This window comes from Pedobacter sp. UC225_61 (assembly GCF_044452285.1).
Lineage (GTDB): Bacteria > Bacteroidota > Bacteroidia > Sphingobacteriales > Sphingobacteriaceae > Pedobacter.
This window is the reverse complement of sequence record NZ_JBIOAL010000001.1, coordinates 250,854-267,500: the sequence shown is the minus strand read 5'-3', so window position 1 is coordinate 267,500 and position 16,647 is coordinate 250,854. Positions and strand designations below refer to the sequence as shown.

At 34.6% G+C, this 16,647-nt stretch carries 15 protein-coding genes and 1 pseudogene; 8 read left to right on the top strand and 8 right to left on the bottom strand.

The annotated features are described in order from the left end of the window. Positions 1–5 precede the first annotated feature (5 nt). Positions 6–1,268 carry an asparagine synthetase B gene (locus ACHMWN_RS01325; RefSeq protein ID WP_397297146.1) on the bottom strand — a complete coding sequence of 421 codons (1,263 nt, stop codon included), beginning with the start codon at positions 1,266–1,268 and terminating at the stop codon, positions 6–8. A 179-nt stretch (positions 1,269–1,447) separates the two neighbouring features. On the opposite strand from ACHMWN_RS01325, the gene ACHMWN_RS01320 reads away from it, so the two are divergent. Both ACHMWN_RS01320 and ACHMWN_RS01315 read left to right on the top strand, forming a co-directional pair. Next, positions 1,448–1,906 carry a peptidylprolyl isomerase gene (locus ACHMWN_RS01320; RefSeq protein WP_397297144.1) on the top strand — a complete coding sequence of 153 codons (459 nt, stop codon included), beginning with the start codon at positions 1,448–1,450 and terminating at the stop codon, positions 1,904–1,906. Between the two features lie 14 nt (positions 1,907–1,920). Next, positions 1,921–2,463, top strand: coding sequence for a DUF5606 domain-containing protein (locus ACHMWN_RS01315; RefSeq protein WP_397297142.1), 543 nt, complete (start codon positions 1,921–1,923; stop codon positions 2,461–2,463). A gap of 239 nt (positions 2,464–2,702) precedes the next feature. Here the strand turns inward: ACHMWN_RS01315 and rlmH are convergent, their stop codons facing one another. Beyond that, on the bottom strand, positions 2,703–3,176 hold the full coding sequence (gene rlmH, locus ACHMWN_RS01310) for a 23S rRNA (pseudouridine(1915)-N(3))-methyltransferase RlmH (protein ID WP_397297141.1): 474 nt from the start codon (positions 3,174–3,176) through the stop codon (positions 2,703–2,705). 160 nt (positions 3,177–3,336) lie between these two features. Here rlmH and ACHMWN_RS01305 point away from each other — a divergent pair, with 160 nt between their 5' ends. Both ACHMWN_RS01305 and ACHMWN_RS01300 read left to right on the top strand, forming a co-directional pair. After that, the gene (locus tag ACHMWN_RS01305; RefSeq protein WP_397303513.1) at positions 3,337–4,680 is read left to right on the top strand and encodes a GH1 family beta-glucosidase; all 1,344 of its coding nucleotides are present in this window, start codon (positions 3,337–3,339) and stop codon (positions 4,678–4,680) included. Between the two features lie 20 nt (positions 4,681–4,700). Next, entirely contained in the window at positions 4,701–4,934 is a 234-nt protein-coding gene (locus tag ACHMWN_RS01300) for a hypothetical protein (protein ID WP_397297139.1), read from the top strand. A 136-nt stretch (positions 4,935–5,070) separates the two neighbouring features. Here the strand turns inward: ACHMWN_RS01300 and ACHMWN_RS01295 are convergent, their stop codons facing one another. After that, positions 5,071–7,344 carry an aconitate hydratase gene (locus ACHMWN_RS01295; RefSeq protein WP_397297138.1) on the bottom strand — a complete coding sequence of 758 codons (2,274 nt, stop codon included), beginning with the start codon at positions 7,342–7,344 and terminating at the stop codon, positions 5,071–5,073. A 274-nt stretch (positions 7,345–7,618) separates the two neighbouring features. Continuing rightward, the gene (locus ACHMWN_RS01290; RefSeq protein WP_397297136.1) at positions 7,619–8,275 is read right to left on the bottom strand and encodes a polysaccharide deacetylase family protein; all 657 of its coding nucleotides are present in this window, start codon (positions 8,273–8,275) and stop codon (positions 7,619–7,621) included. Positions 8,276–8,357: 82 nt separating this feature from the next. On the opposite strand from ACHMWN_RS01290, the gene ACHMWN_RS01285 reads away from it, so the two are divergent. From ACHMWN_RS01285 to ACHMWN_RS01270, 4 genes are all read left to right on the top strand, one after another. After that, positions 8,358–9,725: a TolC family protein gene (locus ACHMWN_RS01285; RefSeq protein WP_397297134.1), complete on the top strand. Its 1,368-nt coding sequence runs from the start codon at positions 8,358–8,360 to the stop codon at positions 9,723–9,725. 32 nt (positions 9,726–9,757) lie between these two features. Continuing rightward, positions 9,758–11,119: an efflux RND transporter periplasmic adaptor subunit gene (locus ACHMWN_RS01280; RefSeq protein ID WP_397297133.1), complete on the top strand. Its 1,362-nt coding sequence runs from the start codon at positions 9,758–9,760 to the stop codon at positions 11,117–11,119. Between the two features lie 143 nt (positions 11,120–11,262). Beyond that, on the top strand, positions 11,263–12,261 hold the full coding sequence (locus ACHMWN_RS01275) for an NAD(P)H-dependent glycerol-3-phosphate dehydrogenase (RefSeq protein ID WP_397297132.1): 999 nt from the start codon (positions 11,263–11,265) through the stop codon (positions 12,259–12,261). 81 nt (positions 12,262–12,342) lie between these two features. Continuing rightward, positions 12,343–12,675: a hypothetical protein gene (locus ACHMWN_RS01270; RefSeq protein ID WP_397297130.1), complete on the top strand. Its 333-nt coding sequence runs from the start codon at positions 12,343–12,345 to the stop codon at positions 12,673–12,675. 78 nt (positions 12,676–12,753) lie between these two features. On the opposite strand, the pseudogene ACHMWN_RS01265 reads toward ACHMWN_RS01270, so the two are convergent. The 4 genes and pseudogenes from ACHMWN_RS01265 to ACHMWN_RS01250 form a co-directional block, all read right to left on the bottom strand. Beyond that, a pseudogene (locus ACHMWN_RS01265) lies at positions 12,754–14,683 on the bottom strand (DEAD/DEAH box helicase). 118 nt (positions 14,684–14,801) lie between these two features. Continuing rightward, positions 14,802–15,257 (bottom strand): hypothetical protein, encoded by a 456-nt coding sequence (locus ACHMWN_RS01260; protein WP_397297129.1) that lies wholly within the window; start codon positions 15,255–15,257, stop codon positions 14,802–14,804. Between the two features lie 140 nt (positions 15,258–15,397). Beyond that, a complete protein-coding gene (locus ACHMWN_RS01255) occupies positions 15,398–16,078 on the bottom strand; it encodes a hypothetical protein (RefSeq protein WP_397297127.1) in 681 nt (226 codons plus the stop codon). Between the two features lie 68 nt (positions 16,079–16,146). Next, positions 16,147–16,605 carry a DUF4293 domain-containing protein gene (locus ACHMWN_RS01250; protein WP_397297126.1) on the bottom strand — a complete coding sequence of 153 codons (459 nt, stop codon included), beginning with the start codon at positions 16,603–16,605 and terminating at the stop codon, positions 16,147–16,149. Positions 16,606–16,647 lie beyond the last annotated feature (42 nt).

The following is a 16,647-nucleotide window of genomic DNA, read 5'->3' as shown; positions in this document are numbered from 1 at the left end:
GTTGATTAGGTCTTCTGAGGTTTTTTCTTTGCTGCTGGAAATAAAACATTATTTAGAATTAACCGATAACCTGGAGAATTTGGATGTAAACTTAAATCTGTAGGTGGATCGTTAACTTGATGTTGGTAATCTTCTGGATCGTGACCTCCATAAAAAGTAAATTGCCCCTTGCCAATTTCACCATGCAAATAACGCACTTCATTGCCACCTTTGTTTTCTCCCAAAACAGTAATACTAGGTTTTACCAAACTCTTTCTAAAAGCAGTCGTTTGCCCCATAAAGCCTTTAATCACTTTATCATGATCTTGTGTAAGCATGGTTGGAACTAAATCCCACTTGGCAGAAAAATCGAATAACGTGAAATAGTCATTACTTTCAATAAAATTACGAGTTTGTGTAACATCAATATCCGAAAATTCGTATCGCTCGGGGTTCATGTCAATCTTAAAGTCCTTAAAGGCTACACTATTATTATAATTAAGTTTTGATTGAGCGTTTGCATCAGTACCATCGCCATCAAACATGCTTTCTGCAATATCAACTCCTTCTGCTGCAAGTGCAATATCAAAACTATCAGTGCCCGAACACATGGCAAATAGAAATCCACCACCAGCGCAAAACTCTTTAATGCGTTTTGCAACAGCTAATTTCATTTCAGAAACCTTTTTAAATCCATTTCTTTTGGCGGCAGCCTCTTGGTTTTTTACATCTTCTCGGTACCATGTTGCATTTCTAAATGAAGACCAAAACCGCCCATATTGGCCAGTGAAATCTTCATGGTGCAAATGCAACCAATCATAACCAGTTAATTTATCTTTTAAAACCTCATCATCGTAAATAATATCGTAAGGAATCTCGGCATAGGTTAAAACTAATGTTACGGCATCATCCCAAGGTAATTTGCTTTTTGGCGAATAAACGGCAATTTTCGGAGTTTTCTCCAATTTTACCATTTCCATATTTACATCAGGATTATTGATTTCATTTAAAATCGCGTTTACTTTTCCATCTGCTAAAATCTCATAAGAAACACCTCTTATCTTACATTCATCTTCAACAGCTTTTACATATTTTACTAAAAAGCTACCACCTCTATAATTTAAAAGCCAATCTACTTCTGCCTGTTGTTTTATGCTCCAATAGGCAATTCCATAAGCTTTTAAATGATTTTTCTGATTTTCATCCATATAAATTAAGATAGAAGATGCTTTTGCAGCAACAGAAAAAAGAAGGATGATAAATAAGAAAATATATTTTTTCAGAATCATAATAGGACAAGCTATACGAATGTATATTTTTTGAAGACCATTCTAAAATTATTATGCTGATTAAACGTTAAAATACAGTATTTCATATAGATTTATAATTTCTTGACAGGATTTATACTGTATTAGTTAGGGCTTTCGTTTCATTTTGCTAAATTTGCCTCCCAACGAAAAATTATACAATGAGCAAAGCAATAATAAAAACTGAAAAAGGCGACATGACGGTTGAGTTCTACGAAAAAGACGCTCCTAAAGCAGTTGCAAATTTTAAAAAGTTAGCCAACGAAGGCTTTTATGATGGAATCGCATTTCACCGTGTAATCCCTAATTTTGTGGTTCAAGGCGGTTGTCCTAACTCAAAAGATGGTGCAACAGGTATGGCTGGTACCGGTGGTCCTGGTTATAAAATTGATTGTGAATTAGATGGTGAAAACCAATTCCACGATCGTGGTGTTTTATCAATGGCTCACGCTGGAAGAAACACTGGAGGATCACAATTTTTCATCTGCCATAGCAGAGCAAATACTGCACATTTAGACCGTGTACATACCGTTTTTGGTAAGGTGGTAGAAAATGTAGATATTGTTGACGATATTAGACAAGGCGATAAGATTTTATCGATAGAAGTTTTAGAAGATTAGAATCTCAAAAGAATATGAATTTAAGAGGAATTGTAGCCGTATCTGGCAGACCAGGTTTATTTAAACTTGTTGGACAAAATAAAGCGGGCTACGTTTTAGAAAGTTTAGATGCACAAAAATTAAAAATTGTGGCTAATATTTCTACAACAAAATTAGCTTCTTTAGAAGATATTACCATTTATGGTGAAGATGAGGAATTGAAATTGACAGATGTTTTAGCCACTATTGCGGCAACAAAAACCTCAGTTCCAGATGCTAAAGCTGACGGTACAACATTGAAGAATTTCTTTTTAGAAGTTGCTCCAGGGCATGACCAAGAGAAAGTTTATACTTCTGATATGAAGAAAATTTTAACATGGTATCATTCATTAAAAGACATGCCTTTATTCACTGAAACTGCACCTAGCGCAGAAGTAGAAGGCGTAAAAGCGGATGATAAGCTTGATGCGAAGCCTAAAGCAGCACCAAAAGCTAAACCATCTAATGCAAAAGCACCTACTGCAAAATCATCGGCTCCTGCTAAAAAGGCAAGTATGACCAGCAAAAAAGGCGTTTAGTAGTATATTTTAAAAGTTATTATTGAAAAGCTAGTTCGAAAGAACTGGCTTTAGTTTATTAAATACCATAGTATAATTACCATAATTAATGAGATAATTATAGCAATTTTCATGTATTTGCGTTCTTTAGTGGTATCCGTTCTGAACTTATATTTTCGTTTATAATCACTGGGTAACATAATATTTTCTCCTTTCTTTAATGATGAAAAATGGGATGTTTTTCCATAAAAACTTGTTAGCTAAGCATGATGATAAGGTTCATTTTTTAAAATAGTAAAAGCCCTATACAATTGTTCTACAAAAAATAACCGCACCATTTGGTGAGAAAATGTCATGTCTGAAAGCGAAACGCTAGTATTAGCTCGTTTGTATATGCTTTCATCAAAACCATATGGGCCACCAATTATAAAAACCAAATTTTGTACACTACCAATCATTTGCTTATTTAAATATTCAGCAAAAGAAACTGAGCTATGTTTTTTGCCTTTTTCGTCTAATAATACTACAACATCTGTGGAATTTAGTTGCTTAGCAATAAACTCAGCCTCTTTATTTTTTTGCTGTGCTTCGGTTAAATTTTTAGTATTCTTAATGTCGGGAATAATTAAAGTAGTAAAATTGATGTAATGTTTTAATCTATTTAAATATTTATCAATCCCTTCAATAAGGTATTTGTCTTCAGTTTTGCCAACAGCTATTAAAGTTATTTTCAATGGATAATATTTTATTAAAGTTAAAGATCAAATTTACCTAATTATTTCGAACCAGTATAGTTGTGTTTTTGACTTATTAATAGTTTTGGTTGTTATTAACCTTTCTTAATATTAACTTAACAGGAATGTTAGACCTTAGCAATGTTTTAAGCAAATGAGTATGCTAACAGCGAAAGATTTTGGTGATGATTTTTTATGGGGTGTTGCTACAGCCGCTACTCAAATTGAAGGCGCAGCAAATACCTATGGAAGAGGAGCATCCATTTGGGATTCGTTTAGCAAAAGAAATGGCAAGATTAAAGGAGGTCATAACCCTGAAATTGCCTGCAATTTTTATCATCAGTATAAAACGGACATTGCTTTAGTTAAAACATTAGGATTTAAAATTTTCCGTTTTTCTATCTCATGGTCACGTATTCTGCCCGAAGGTACAGGCTCTATTAATCCAGAAGGAATACAATTTTATCACCATGTGATAGATGAATGTTTAAGACAAGATATTATTCCTTACGTTACCTTATATCATTGGGATTTACCTGAAGCTTTAGCTAAGCATGGTGGCTGGACTGCTTTCAGTATTAATGCAGATTTTAATGCTTTTGTGACAGTATGTGCTAAAACTTATGGCGACAAAGTTAAAAACTGGATCGTAATTAATGAACCTTTTGGTTTTACATCTTTAGGATACATGTTAGGTATTCATGCACCTGGTGAAACTGGATTAACCAATTTCTTTTCTGCTGTTAAACACACCGCTATAGCACAAGCAGATGGAGGTAAAATTTTAAGAGCTGAAGTGCAGAATGCAACTATTGGCACAACATTTTCTTGCTCAGAGATTATTCCATATACACAAAATGCAACAGATTTATCAGCTGCAAAGCGGATAGATTGTTTAATGAACCGTTTATTTATCGAGCCAACATTGGGGATGGGTTTCCCAACAGCAGGATGGGATGTGTTGGAGAAGTTTGCAGTTAGTCACTCTTTATGGCGTTATCAAGAAAGAATGGCTTTTGATTTTGATTACATTGGATTGCAAAATTATTTCCCTTTGGTGATAAAATACAATGCATTTATACCAGTAATCCAAGCTTGGGAAGTAAAGGCGAAAAACCGTAAGAAACCACATACTGCAATGGGTTGGGAAATTAATGCAGATAGTTTTTATCATATTATTAAACAGTTTGCAGCTTATCCGAAAATTAAAAATATAATGATTACCGAAAACGGCGCTGCCTTTCACGATAAATTGATCGCTGGTCGAGTACATGATGAAGAGCGGATTGCTTATTTTAAATTGTACCTAGAGGCTATGCTTAAGGCTAAAAATGAAGGTGTAAACATTACTGGCTATATGGCATGGACATTAATGGATAATTTTGAATGGGCAGAAGGGTATGATGCTCGTTTTGGGTTAGTGTACACTAATTTTAAAACCCAAGAGCGAACTATTAAAGACTCCGGGTTATGGTGGCAAGATTTTTTAAAGCCAACTAATTAAAAATAATCTAGCTTTGTACCATGGAAGATAAAATTGTAGTGTATAAAACGTTCGAAAACCCAATGGAAGCGAATATTATATTAACCCGACTAAAAGACGCTGGGTTTAATTGTTTCCTAACGGGAGAAAATACAGCATTGGTTTATCCTGTTTTTGATATTTCTGTAAGTGGAGTGCAATTACACGTTTTTGAAAATGAAGTTGGAGCGATTGATAAACTATTAGCTGAGGATGAGGCTTTGGACGGATTGTAAAACTGATGCCTTTGTAAGGGTGATAGAGAAGAATCTAATGCTTATAATAGATTCCTCGTTCCTAGGAATGACAATAAGCAAAAAAACCGTTTAGGATTAACTCTAAACGGTTTTTTTATGATTAGAAAATCAAATGCTACGATCTAGCAGCTGCTTCTCTTCTTATAATATTTAATGCGCCACCAGCTTTAAACCATTCAATTTGTTGTGCATTATAACTATGGTTAACACTAATAGTTTCACTAGTTCCATCTGAATGGTGTAAAACGATTTGTAAAGGTACACTTGGTGTAAAAGTGGTTAAACCAATAATATCTAATGTATCATCTTCGCGAATTTTGTCATAATCGTTTTTATCCGCAAAAGTTAAACCTAACATACCTTGTTTCTTCAAGTTAGTTTCGTGAATACGTGCAAAAGATTTAACCAATACAGCACGAACACCTAAGTGACGAGGTTCCATTGCAGCGTGTTCACGAGATGAACCTTCACCATAATTCTCATCACCTACAACTACAGAGCCTAAGCCTGCAGCTTTATAGGCACGTTGAGTTGCTGGAACTGGGCCATATTCGCCAGTTAATTCGTTTTTAACAGTATCAGTTTTGTCGTTAAAGTAGTTAACAGCGCCAATTAACATGTTATTAGAAATGTTATCTAAGTGGCCACGGAATTTTAACCAAGGTCCTGCCATAGAAATATGATCGGTAGTACATTTCCCTTTGGCTTTAATTAATAGTTTTAAGCCTTTTAAGTCAGTGCCTTCCCAAGGTGTAAATGGATCTAACAATTGTAAACGGTGTGAAGTTGGAGATACTAAAACCTGTACACCAGAACCATCGGCAGCCGGAGCTTGGAAACCTGCATCTTCAACAGCATAGCCATTTACTGGTAATTCATCGCCAACTGGTGGATCTAATTTTACTTGCTCACCTTTATCGTTTGTTAACGTATCTGTTAATGGATTGAAACCTAAATCACCTGCAATTGCAATAGCTGCAACAATTTCTGGAGAAGTTACAAACGCAAACGTATTTGGATTACCATCGGCACGTTTAGCGAAGTTTCTGTTAAAAGAGTGAACGATTGTATTTTTTTCTGCTTTCTCTGCACCAACTCTATCCCACATTCCAATACATGGACCACAAGCATTAGTAAAAATTGTAGCGTTCAAATTCTCGAAAGTTCCTAATAAACCATCGCGATTTGCAGTATAACGTACTTGTTCAGATCCAGGGTTTATACCAAATTCTGCTTTAGTAGTTAATCCTTTATCTATAGCTTGTTTTGCGATAGATGCAGCACGAGATAAATCTTCGTAAGATGAATTTGTACAAGAACCAATTAATCCCCATTCTACTTTTAATGGCCATCCATTAGCAACCGCAACTTCTTTCATTTGAGAAATAGGTGTAGCTAAATCTGGTGTGAAAGGGCCATTCAAGTAAGGTTCTAATTCATCTAAATTAATTTCTATTAATTGATCGAAATATTTTTCAGGATCTGCATACACTTCAGCATCACCAGTTAAGTGTTCTTTTATTTTATTTGCTTCATCAGCAACATCAGCACGATTAGTTGCACGTAAATAACGTTCCATGCTCTCATCGTAACCAAATGTAGAAGTAGTCGCCCCAACTTCTGCACCCATGTTACAAATTGTTCCCTTACCAGTACAGCTTAAGTTTTCAGCACCATCGCCAAAGTATTCTACAATAGCTCCAGTACCACCTTTTACAGTTAAAATACCAGCAACTTTTAAAATGACATCTTTAGCAGAAGTCCAACCGTTTAATTTACCAGTTAACTTTACCCCAATTAATTTAGGGAATTTAAGCTCCCAAGGTAAGCCAGCCATCACATCGCAAGCGTCAGCACCACCAACACCAATTGCAACCATTCCTAAACCGCCGGCATTTACGGTATGACTATCTGTTCCAATCATCATCCCCCCTGGGAAAGCATAATTTTCTAATACCACTTGATGAATAATTCCGGCACCAGGTTTCCAAAAACCAATACCATATTTATTAGAAACAGAAGCTAAGAAATCAAAAACCTCTTTGCTTTCTGTGTTAGCATGAGGTAAATCTATAGCAGCGCCGTCTTTAGCAGTAATTAAGTGATCGCAATGTACCGTAGAAGGAACAGCAACTTGTGGTCTACCAGCTTGCATAAATTGTAACAACGCCATTTGCGCTGTCGCATCTTGCATAGCAACTCTATCTGGTGCAAAATCTACATAATCAGTACCACGGATAAATGCTGTATTTGCATTTCCATCCCAAAGGTGTGTGTATAATATTTTCTCTGAAAGCGTTAAAGGTCTACCAACTACTTTACGAGCCGCTTCTATACGACTGCTAAAGTTTGCATACACCTTTTTAATCATTTCTATATCAAAAGCCATTGATAACTTGGTTTAAAGGTAATCTATTCGTCTAATTGAGAGCGAATTTACAAAAAAAATAGGCTTAATGGTATCATATCTATCTCCTAATTTTATTTAGCATTATTCTAAATAATTGATTACTCTTAAAGAAATGTAAATCCATTGTTCGCTATTGAACAGTTTTGTGCATTTACGAACAGTTATTTCGCTTGTTTAAAAGATAAAGTGTTGAAATTGAGTGATATTAAAAGGATTTATGATTTTGGCATAAACTTAGCCTATAGGCTCGATGTTAAAGTGTGCCAAATTGGTACCCTTTTTCACTTAAATATTTTAATACTTTTGGAAGGGTATGGTGTAAACGATCAAAAGCTTTTAAGCTATCATGAAAAACGATAATAGAGCCGTTTTGAGTATTTTTGATAACGTTTTGATAACATTTTTCTGGAGAGAGTTTGAGATCGAAATCGCCGCTAAGAACATCCCACATTACAATTTGTAGTTGGCGTTTTTCGGTCTGAGCTTTGAGAACTAAAAAATGAGAACTGAAAACTGATTTCAGTTTACTGATTTGACTTTTCTTAACTCTTCCGTAAGGTGGACGAAATAAGTTAGTTTGTGTAAGTTGTTGGCATTTTAGTATGTTTTGAATGTAGGTTTCATCATCGGTTTTCCATCCTTTTAGGTGATTAAAAGTATGGTTTCCAATAGCATGACCTTCATTCTTTATTCGTTCAAATACCGATGGATGTTTGCTAATATTATCTCCAATACAAAAGAAAGTGGCTTTTATACCAAAGCTTTTTAAAGTATTTAATACAAAGTCTGTAACATTGGGTATAGGTCCATCGTCAAAGGTTAAATAAACAATTTTTTCCGAGCGGGATTTGTTCCATGTTAAAGATGGATAAAACCATTTGAGTAAAAGTGGAGATTTAACTAGGTACATACCCAAAAGTAATATTTAGGTTGCACTTAAGAAATTTAAAAAATCAATTAATTGTTTATTTATTATTGTGAAACTAATTTTTATGAAACAAGTTGCCAATTTTAGCTTTTTAACCAAGCTTACATTTATTTTATCTTTAGTTATAACGGGGTTTAGCCAAAAAAGCTTTGCGCAAGAAGTAATTACTATACAACAAGCTGTAGATAAAACGCTAACTAATAATTTACAAGTTAAACAGGCTAACTTTAGTGAAAGTCTATCTGATATCAATCTAAAGCAATCTAAATATGCTTTGCTTCCAACCTTAGGTGCAAATTTATCTCAAGATATGCGTTGGGGACGTAATAATCAGGGTGCATCTGGTGTTTATGAAAACACCCAGAATTATAGTGTAAATGGTGGTGCAAGTTCTAACGTTGATCTATTTAGCGGTTTAACAAAAATGAACCAAATCAAACAAAATAAGGTTTTACTTGAGGCTAGTAAAACAAATACTAGCAAGATCAAAAACGATTTAATTCTATCTGTAATTACTTCATATCTTCAAATACTTTACAATAAAGATTTTTTAAAGGCCGCAAACGATCAATTAACAGTAGCTAAACAACAATTAAATCAGCAACAACAATTATTGGATGTGGGGAACAAGACATTGGCAGATCTTTCACAAGCTAAATCTCAAGTTGCAACAGCTGAATTAAATGCCACTAATGCAGAAAATGCATTATCGATTTCTTATTTAACATTAGCACAATTGATGGATATTCCTTCATCAACAGTGTATGATGTGCAAGCTCCTGTTATCGATAACATAAACACTCCAAATGGAAAATACAATGCAGAGGAGATTTATACAAATGCAAGTGCTATGTTCCCAGATATCAAATTAGCAAGTTTGAATACAGAAGCCGCAAAAATTGCTGTTAAAATTGCTAAAGGAAATTTGTTGCCAACACTTTCATTTAATGCGAGCTATGGAACAGGTTATTTTTACAATTATAATTTTAATCCACAATACCCAAATCCATCGTTTTCAAATCAATTGAGTAATAATATCTCAAAAGGTATCGGTATGAGTTTATCTATTCCGATATTTAATGGACTTCAGATAAAATCTAATTATAGAAGGGCTAAAATAAATTTGATGCAAACTGAAACTGAGGAGCAGTTGGCAAAAAATAACCTGAATAAAGTTATTTATCAGGCAGTTGCAGATTTAAAAGCGGCAGAAGGCCGTTATGCATCTACAACTAATGCATTTACAGCACAAAAGGATGCATATTATGTAATAGAACAACGTTACAACGTAGGCTTGGTAAATTCGTTAGATTATAGCACTGCTTTAACAAATAAAAACAAAGCAGAAATAGATATGATACAAGCTAAATATGATTTAATATTTAGAGCTAAAGTGATTGACTACTATTTGGGTAAACAAATTGTATTTTAATAAAAGAAAATAAATAATACTTATACATAATTATGAAACTTAAACACATTTTAATTGGCGTTGGTGTACTACTTGTACTGTTAATAGTTGCAAAATTTACAGGCCTTATTGGTGGCGAACAAATTGAAAAAGTAACTGTAGAAAAAGCAGGCAGTAAAAAAGTAGTAGAAACAGTAACTGCAAGTGGAAAAATACAACCAGAAACAGAAGTTAAATTAAGTTCGGAAGTTTCAGGAGAAGTTACTCAGCTTTTAGTTAAAGAAGGCGATGTAGTTAAGAAAGGTCAATTACTTTGTAAAGTTAGACCAGACGTTTTGCAATCTGGTTATGAAAGAGCAGTTGCTTCATACAACTCTCAAAAAGCAAGTGTTGCAGCTTCTCAACAACAGTTAATCCAAACACAAGCCAATTTTGTAAATGCAGAGGCTACTTACAAACGTAATGTGGAATTGTACAATAAAAAAGTTATTTCTGCTGCAGAATTTGATGCGGCAAAAGCAGCTTATTTAACTGCAAAAGCAAATTTGGCGAGCGCAAAAGAAAACGTTACTGGTGCAAAATTTGGTTTAGAGCAAAACGGTGCAAATGTTAAAGAAGCAGGTGCAAACTTAGCTAAAACAACCATTTATTCTCCAGTTGATGGTGTGGTTTCTAAATTGTCAATTGAATTAGGAGATCGTATTTTGGGAACTTCGCAAATGGCAGGTACAGAAATTATGCGCATATCTAATTTAACAACCATGGAAGTAAATGTGGATGTAAATGAGAATGATATTAACCGTGTAAATGTAGGCGATAGCGCTACAGTTGAGGTTGATGCTTTTGCAGATAAGAAATTTAAAGGTGTAGTTACCGAAATTGCAAGCTCATCAACTAGCGTAGGTACTGCAACTACTTCTGTAGATCAGGTAACTAACTTCTCTGTAAAAGTTCGTTTAATCGCAGATTCATATAGCGCTGTTAAAGGAGGTGCAAAAGATTTGCCATCTCCATTTAGACCAGGTCTTTCTGCAACGGTAGATATTGAAAGCGAATCGGTAACTGGATTAGCAGTTCCTATTCAGTCTGTATTTACTAGCGATAAGGATAAATCTACTGATCCAATGGCAAATGCAGGAAATGATCAAAATCAGGATAAACAAAAAACGAAATTGACTGATAAAAAAGTTAAACAGTTTGTGTATTTATTCGATAGCAAAACATCTACTGTAAAACAGGCTGAAGTAACAACTGGTATTCAGAACGATCAATTTATAATTGTTAAAACAGGATTAAAAGATGGTCAAGAAATTGTTTCTGGTCCATACTCTGCCATTCAGAACAAGCTTAAAGATGGAATGAAAGTAGAGAAAACCACTAAGGATAAGCTATTTACTACTGAGAAGAAAAAGTAATATCCAAAATCATATTTATTAAGTATTTTTGACGCTTAGGTAAGGTTTAAAATAAATGCTCGTGTAGTAATTTATTTTAAACCTTTTGCCTTTAGAATAGTTTTGAGCATACGTATTTGCTCTTATTCTTAACCTTAATAATTATGATACCTAAAATTGCAATGATTGGTGGCGGAAGTTGGGCTACCGCGATTATTAAAATGTTGTCGGATAATTTTGCTGAAAAAGAAATTTTTTGGTGGATGCGAAATGAAGAAGCGATATCGCATATTAAAGCATTTAAACACAATCCTAATTATCTAAGTTCTGTAGAAATTAAAGTACCTCAAGAAAATATCTCATCAGATATTTGTAGCATTATCGAAGCGGCTGATTATCTGATTTTAAATGTTCCAGCGGCTTTTTTAAAGGAAAGTTTAAAGGATGTAAAGCCAGAAGATTTAAAAGGAAAGAAAATTGTTTCGGCCATTAAAGGTATTGTGCCAGATGAAAATCAAATCATTGGTGAATTTATTCATGAAAAGTATAATGTTCCACTAACGGATATTCTGGTAATTAGCGGACCTTGCCATGCAGAAGAAGTTGCGCTTGAGAAACTATCTTATTTAACCATTGCAAGTGTAGACGTTGATTTAGCTGATCGTTTTGCCAAGTTTTTAAATACTAGATATATCAAAACCAATGTATCTGATGATATTTTTGGAACAGAATACGCTGCGGTATTGAAGAATATTTATGCAGTAGCGAGTGGGATTTGTCATGGATTAGGCTATGGTGATAATTTTCAAGCAGTGTTAATTTCTAATGCGATAAAGGAAATAAAAGATTTTGTTGATGCAGTCCATCCAATAGATAGGGACATTAAGGAATCAGCATATTTAGGTGATTTATTGGTAACTGCATATTCGCAATTTAGCCGTAATCGCACTTTTGGGAACATGATAGGGAAGGGTTATACCGTTAAATCTGCCCAATTAGAAATGAATATGATTGCTGAAGGGTATTACGCAGCGACTTGCATGCACCACATCAATAAAAAATATAAAGTTGAAATGCCCATCAGTCGTGCCGTGTATGCTATTTTGTATGAAAAACATTCTCCCCATATTGAAATGGCATTGCTGACAGAGAAGTTGAAGTAAGAGATATTCCAAAGATTTTCTTTTCAGACAGATTTTGAAACAATACGTTATCAACGCTGTTATATATGAAAATGAAATGCTATGAAAACGAAAAAATATTTAATAGGTAGTTTGGCTGCCATGGCAATGATCGCTTCAGTGAGCTTTAATGCAAGTGCCCAAGAGAAAAAAACTGAAGCTGGGAAAGTATTACAAAAAACAGGAAAAGCTGTTAAAAGTGTAGGGAATAAAACTGCTGAGGTTGCCGTAAAAGGTACAGCAAAAGTTGTTGATGCAAAATTTAAAGGTAAAATGGCGCCAGATGGTTCTGATGTTTATATTGATGGTAAAAACAATAAATATTACATCAATAGCAAAGGAGCTAAGATTTATTTAAAAGCTAGTCAGATTAGAAATAGACCAGCTGAGAAGTAATTTGGAAATGTGTAGTGTAAACCAAAAAAGCCTCGACAATTTGTCGAGGCTTTTTTGGTTTTATAAGGTTTGTGAAGATTAAGATCTACGTCTTCTTTCGCCACTACCGCCTTCGCGTCTTCCGCTACCGCCAGTATTTCCACCTTTATCATCACGGCTACGACCAGAGAAATCTCTGAAACCCCCACCGCTGTTACCACCTTCACGTCTTCCGCTACCACCGCTGCTTCTTCTGTCTCCGCCACCACTTCTTCTCTCTCCACCAAAGCCACCGCCACCGCTTCTTCTTTCGCCACCACTAAAGCCACCTCTTCTCTCACCACCACCTCTTCTTTCACCGCCATCACCTCTACCACCGACTGGTGCATCACCGCTTTTTTCAATTCTTACTTCACGATTGTTAAATTTAATATCTTTAAAGTTGGTAAATAAAGCGTCAACAGTATCATTTTCTACTTCAATGAATGAATAAACACCTTTCAAATCTATTTTACCAACTGCTTTACCAGAAATTTTGCCATTGTTACATACAAAACCTAATAAATCACCTCTTGTAAAATCGTCTACAGAACCTACATTGATAAATAAACGAGTATAATTACTGTTGTCAAAGTTTCTGCCACCACGTTCTCCGCGTTCACCTCTTTCGCCACGTTCACCTCTTTCGCTACGCTCATCAGGTGCGTTTAAATCAGGTGCTTTAGAATAGTAATCTAAGAAACGATTAAACTCTAATGAAGCGAATTTTTTGATTACTTCTTCTTTGCTTAATTCTGCAAATTCATCCATAATGCGAGGAATATACTGATCAATTTGCTCATTATTTACTTCCACATTATGAACTTTGTGAATTAAAGAGAACAATTGTTTTTCGCAAACATCAAAACCTGTAGGTAATTCTGCTTTTGTAAATTGTTTACCAATAATCCGTTCAATCTGACGAATTTTGCCAATTTCTTTTGAGTTAACGATACAGATGGAAATACCAGTTTTACCAGCACGACCAGTACGGCCAGAGCGGTGAGTATAACTTTCTATTTCGTCAGGTAAAGAATAATTGATAACGTGAGTTACGTTGTTTACATCGATACCACGAGCTGCAACATCGGTAGCAATTAATAATTGCATGTTTCGATCGCGGAAACGTTGCATTACTTTATCACGTTGTTGTTGAGATAAATCTCCGTGTAATGAATCCCGCATTGTAGCCATCTTTAATTAAGTGCTCAGCAACATCTTGAGTATCCAATTTGGTTTTACAAAATACTACAGCAAAAATTTCAGGGTTAAAATCTACAATACGTTTTAAGGCAGCATATTTATCACGAGCACGAACAATATAATATTCGTGTTCAATGTTTACGTTACCTGTGTTTTTTGTGCCCATGGTTAATTCTACAGGATTTTCCATGTAGTTTCTTGCAATGCGACGAACCTCTGGAGGCATAGTTGCAGAGAATAACCATGTTTTTTTATCATCTGGAGTAGTTGATAAAATGTCGTTAATGTCTTCTTGGAAGCCCATGTTCAACATTTCGTCGGCTTCATCCAATACTACATATTTAACGCTAGAGAAATCAATGGCTTTACGGCCAATAATATCTAACATACGGCCGGGCGTGGCCACTACTATTTGTACGCCATTGCGTATTTCACGTAGTTGTTGCATAATGTTAGCGCCACCGTAAACGGCAACCACGTGTGCATTAGGCGTGTTTTTTGAGAAATTCTTGATGTCGTTTGTAATCTGTAGACATAGCTCACGCGTTGGGCACAAAATTAGTGCTTGCGGCTTATTGCTCTTAAAGTCTATTAATTCTAACAGCGGCAATCCAAATGCGGCTGTTTTTCCTGTTCCTGTTTGGGCCAAACCAACAAAATCGTTATTGCCTTCTAACAGTACAGGAATAGATTGCTCCTGAATAGGCGTAGGGTTTTCAAAACCTAGCTCTTTTACGGCACTAACAACGTCATCACTTATCCCCAATTTACTAAATGGGTTTATCATTATAACATTTTTTAATTAAGCCGCAAAGGTACGGTTAATAATCGGTATTTTACAGAGTGTCAAGCAAATAGTTTAAGAAAGGAATTTGTTGATAAAGAGAGGGTTGAGGTTTTTTAATTTATTTGGCCGACCATATTTCACCTTGCCAGCTAGTTTTGATAGATTTTGCTTGATTAAAAAAAGAGGTTTTGAATTTTTCGCTTGAAATAAAGTGGTTTATTCGTTCGGTTAGATGTTCAAATACTTGTGCCCTTGTCAATCCTTGATGTTCACTTTTGGGTAAATTAAAATACATCTCATCAGGGGTATATTCAATCTTAACTCGCTGATGTGTGTTAGAAATTTTGTAAGTATTTGTTCCAGTTAATGCAAGTATACATTCGTCATCTCCCTCAAACACATCAATATGATAGGTTGAAATTTCTTTTTTTGGTTTTTCGTTATCAACAATAAAACTTAACCATTCATTTACTGTCTTAAAGCGAGATGTAAATACTGGAGGAGGTGGTTCTACATCATCTTCTTCCACTGTAAAGGATCCATTTATTACCTGAATTGGTTCTTCATCTTTCATTATTTTATTGTGATTACAAGCTGTGAAAAAAGCTACAATGAATAGAATTAAAATGAAATGCAAGACTTCTCATAATGTGACTTAGGCTTCTTTAAATATACAAGTTACAAATGATAATTTGTTTTGATAGAAAGGTCAAATTAAATCCCTTTCAGCATATGTGCTAATATAGGTTCACATTTTTCCTTGCAACATGGATAAAATTCTTTGTGTTTCCAAGTAGCAGATTTTGGCGATAATCCCCACCAAAACTCTGTTAAAGCTAAAGGTTTCAATTGGTGTTGAAAAGCATATTGCAGCAATTTTGGCCCAGCACATTCTCCTGCACCTGCGGGAGGATTTTTATAGCCTGCACTTTTAAAAATAGCTATTAAACTTTTTTCTTCGCCAGCTTGATTTAAAAAATAGTATTGATTAAATATTTCCTTTTGCAAAGCAATAGAATGTTGCTTGCGTCTGGATTTTAATTTGCTGACTTCTTCCTTATTATTTTCAGCGCTTAATTCTTTTATATTTAGATTAATCGCATCTAATTCTTTCATTCCTTTATTAAGGAAGCTGTTTTCTGTCAATAAATCAACTATCGGTGGAACAAATTTTGAATGACTATTCGAACCAGCTAATTTTCCAGAAAACGCTACTAAATATCCAATTTCATTTTTTGGATTGCGCACCACCAAAACACCAAACATTTTGCCAATTACCGCTCCATTTTCATCATTTAAACCAAAATTATGTAGCCATTCTTTTTGATTTTGTAAATGATTTTGTAATTCCTTAGCCGCAATTAAACAAAGTGGATGAGGTTCAAAATCTTGCATTAACATAAATTTTGCGGGCAAAGCATAGTCTTGTATTGTTTGCGCAAAATTGATGAAGCAGTTTGTCATTACCTCAATCTATCTGCAGATCTCAATAATTTCTCATCATTATTAATTCCCCTTATGGCTAAAATGATAAAAAAGATGGCAATAACTGGTAAAAACATACCTGCGCTATAATTTGCTGTTTCTAATCCTTCTGGAATTTTTTTAGCGTATTGACTACACCAAAAAGATAATCCAATAACTAAAACCGCCGATGCAATGCAAATTCTCTTCTGAATAGTTCTTTTTTTGAAGTTAAAAATATTAACAAAACACATAATTGCAACTGCAATAGTGCTTATAAATAACGGTAAAAAAGATTCAACTTGCGTAGTATGGTCACCAGTTTTCTGATATAAACCACTTGCAATGATGTAATATTCTGCACCGCCAGTATTTGCGATAACCATGGGAATAAAAAGTAGACAGCAAATGGTTACGGCTGCCAATAAAAGCCATATCGATTGTATTCTTTGTATCATAAGTCTGAAATATTTTAACAAATATAGATTAAAAGGTAAATA